Below are 3,528 nucleotides of genomic sequence, written 5' to 3'. Positions count from 1 at the left end.
GTATCACTTGCGGCCCAGCATGAGCCGAAAAGGGAACTGCTGGGACAATGCGGTCATGGAGCGCTTCTTCCTGAACCTGAAAATGGAGCGCGTCTGGCGGCGTGACTACGCCAACCATGCTGAAGCCGTACGGGATATCACCGACTACATCGTTGGGTTTTACAATAATGTGCGTCTGCACTCGACGTTGGCTTATCTGTCGCCCACCGCTTACGAACGCCACATGTCATCAAAATACCCTATGGAAGTGTCCGAAATAAGTTGACCACCACAGGTTGTCGCGGTGATGCCTTCCTGTTGGCCAGTCCCGGGATGGTCATGCTCATGAGCGGTGCCATCTTCCGGAGGATGGCTTCCTTACGCTCTGCGGGGTAACGCATGTTGATCACCTCTCAATCCGTTTGGGTGACAACTACGTTGACGCATAGGGCCCGACAACCTCCACCACACAGGCTAAAGTTAACACCTATCTAAATGAGCAGGGTTCATGACTGGGCTTCAGCAGGCACTACGGTACGGCGAGTCACCAAGCTAACCCCGACATAGATGATTGCTGAAGCCACACAGCCGTAAAGCGGTCCTTGCACCCATCCCAAATCGGTTCCTAAAAGTAAGTAAGCGCTGGTGCAAAAGCCGATAGCAATCGATGCGAGGGCTCCCGTACTGCTACCCTGCCAGAAAGTGGAGCAGAAAGTAACGCCAAAAAGCGCTGCCATCAAAGTGCCGTTGCCGAGAATCCCCAGCCATAAAATCATGACAGGTGGCAAATAAGCCATGCCAACAAATCCACAAATACCGACGATTAATACCATTAGGCGGTTAAAGGTCATTGAAGTTATAAATCCCTTTTCTCTCCCCAATGCTGAACGCAGATCATACGATAGCGCTGTTGATACGGTATGCATCAGGGAATTAGCCGTCGACTTCATGGCGAAAAGTATAAACAGGGTAATAAAGCTGGAAATTAACGGGTTGACCCCGTGCTCAAGAAAAGTCGGCATTGCCAGATCAGGGGAAGCCAGATCGGGGAAATAAGCCTTGGCGTAGAGTCCCGCCAGCGGCGTAAAATTTAGCAGCGCGCCCAAGATGGCAACCCAGATACCTACATGAGCCATATTGACGCCCTGTTTGATAGCCAGAAAGCGTACCGACATGAAAGGCAAGGCAACTGCCCACAAAAACGCATAAGGTAGAAGCAGAAGCGCAGCTGACGGACTGTCACCATAAGGCGCACCCGTCGTCGGATTAGCAATAGTGGGATCTATAGCATCAAGGCGCCCGATCAGCTCACCAAGCCCCACCTGAACAAAAACCACATAGGCAATGACGCAGGAGCCTATTGACATACCCACAATCATGGCGGCATCAGTCCAGGCAACTGCACGCAGACCACCAAACATAGTATAGCCAATAACCAGAAGCGTGATAAGCAGGGAGCCCGTAGTTGGCGACACGTCCAGCCATCCGGATACCAGCAAACCGATCGCTTTGATCTGCGATACTAGAAATACGCCTAACAGAAGTACCATAATCAGTGCGACAATGCCCTGCAGCCAGCGGCCTGCGGTACCGCCTGAGTGGATCTGGGCGATATATTCAGGAATCGTCCGGCTACCCAGTGTCGAGGCTTTACGCCGCAGAATATTGGCAAAAAATAGCGTTGCTATTAAAAATGCCGTGGAGTAGAAGGTATTTGAAAAGAGTTCAAGCGAGCCGTATTCATAGGCAACGCCCGGTGAACCAATAAAGACGAAACCGCTGTAGCCGGTGGCAACCAGCGTTGCCGCAGCGACAAAAGGGCCTAGAGAATTATTGGCGACGAGAAAGCCCGACTCATCTTTATCACCTGCCGCACGCATGGAGTACAGCGACAAGCCAATAAGAACCGTGGCAGAAAATATCAATAAAAACCAGTTAAACATCAGGGGATCTCTTTAGTTTGTTAATTTTATGATCAAGAAAACAGCTTTAGCGTTCTTCAGAAAAAGCCAAAGCCGCTACGGCCAGAGTCAAAGTTAGAAAAGAGCTGATACCAAAAGCAACAAAAGTCCAGGATTCCATTTTATTATCCCTCAACCTCAATCAATAAAGAAAACAATATCCGCCCTATACGCAACTAGTGGCGGCCCCCAGCTATAGCGATACGAAAGATGATCGCTCGCTACAGTAGTCTGGCTGAGAGATATCTAGAGGTTCCTGGCTATAGCGCACTGCCCCAACGGGCAGGTCAATGGCGTTGAGAAGGCCACGTGTCATGATGGAAAACTCCGTTGATCAGGGTTTTGTTATTGTAAAGCCGTGCTGATATGCACCACGGCAAAGAAGCTACCATAGCCCTGGAAGAATAATTAGGTAAAATATTATTATTCGACCCTATGAATCAAGATACCCTATCCACTCACTCTTCCAGCATCGCGGGTAATCCCCCCTGTGCTGCTATCCAGCAGTCCAAAGGCAGGCTCTTCTCATCGAAACCTGCCTTCGGCACTTTCAGAATAGAGAATGAACAGCAGGCGACATGTGGACAAGATCATGCGCTAAGCCCAGCGGCGATCAAGACCTCACCGTCACATATTAGGATAGTTCGGCCCACCCCCGCCTTCCGGGGCCACCCAGGTAATGTTCTGCGCCGGGTCCTTGATGTCGCAGGTCTTGCAGTGCACGCAGTTCTGGAAATTGATCCGAAACTGCGGCTGGCCGTCATCGTCTTCGACCACTTCGTAGACCCCGGCGGGACAGTAGCGGACTGCCGGCTCGGCGTATTTGGGCAGGTTGTCGCGGATGGGTATTGCCGGGTCCTCGAGCTTGAGGTGACAGGGCTGGTTCTCTTCGTGGTTGGTATTGGACAGGTAGACCGAGGAGAGCTTGTCAAAGGAGAGTTTGCCGTCGGGCCTGGGATACTCGATTTTTTCGCACTCGGCCGCCGGCTTGAGTGCGGCATGGTCCGGCGTCGTATCGTGGAGGTTGGGCAGCTTGCCGCCGCCGAGCAGCTGGTCGACAAAGTTGTAGGCGCCGCCGACCAGGGTGCCGTACCTGTGGAGGGCGGGGCCGAAGCTTGCGCTTTCCTTGAGCTCGGCGTAGGCCCAGCTCTGCTCCCACTTCTCCGTGAAAGCGGATAGTTCTTCCCCGCCTTCGCTTTCGTTGGCAACGGCGTCGAATACGGTTTCAGCGGCGACCATGCCGGACTTCATCGCCGTGTGCAGGCCCTTGATCTTGGCAAAGTTCAGCGTGCCGGCATCGCAGCCGATCAGCAGACCGCCGGGGAAGGTCATTTTGGGCAGGCAGTTGAAGCCGCCCTTGGTGATGGAGCGTGCGCCGTAGGCGACGCGCTTGCCGCCTTCCAGATGCTTGGCCAGCACCGGGTGGTGCTTCATGCGCTGGAACTCGTCAAACGGCGACAGCCAAGGGTTTTGATAGGACAGGTCCATGATCAGCCCTACCATGACCTGATTATCCTCGCCGTGGTAAAGGAACCAGCCGCCGTGGGCGTGCTTGTCCAGCGGCCAGCCCGAGCCGTGCAGTATCAGG

General features: G+C 53.4%; 3 protein-coding genes. 1 reads left to right on the top strand and 2 read right to left on the bottom strand.

Annotated elements, in window-relative coordinates; translation table 11 throughout:
* A partial coding sequence (locus RS027_RS13390) for an integrase core domain-containing protein (RefSeq protein WP_311957742.1) occupies window positions 1-265 on the top strand: 265 nt, incomplete at its 5' end.
* A 220-nt stretch (window positions 266-485) separates the two neighbouring features.
* Here the strand turns inward: RS027_RS13390 and RS027_RS13385 are convergent.
* Together RS027_RS13385 and RS027_RS13380 are read right to left on the bottom strand one after the other, a co-directional pair.
* Window positions 486-1,922, bottom strand: a complete 1,437-nt coding sequence (locus tag RS027_RS13385; protein WP_311957740.1) for a sodium:solute symporter family protein — start codon at window positions 1,920-1,922, stop codon at window positions 486-488.
* A gap of 645 nt (window positions 1,923-2,567) precedes the next feature.
* A partial coding sequence (locus RS027_RS13380) for an electron transfer flavoprotein-ubiquinone oxidoreductase (protein ID WP_311957738.1) occupies window positions 2,568-3,528 on the bottom strand: 961 nt, incomplete at its 5' end.

It is taken from the genome of Halomonas garicola, from assembly GCF_031935715.1.
Classification (GTDB): domain Bacteria; phylum Pseudomonadota; class Gammaproteobacteria; order Pseudomonadales; family Halomonadaceae; genus Vreelandella; species Vreelandella garicola.
This window is presented reverse-complemented; position numbering and strand designations above follow the sequence as displayed.

Coding starts and splice junctions, on each gene's coding strand:
- RS027_RS13385 (WP_311957740.1), bottom strand. CDS start 1,922: ATGTTTAACTGGTTTTTATTGATATTTTCTGCCACGGTTCTTATTGGC.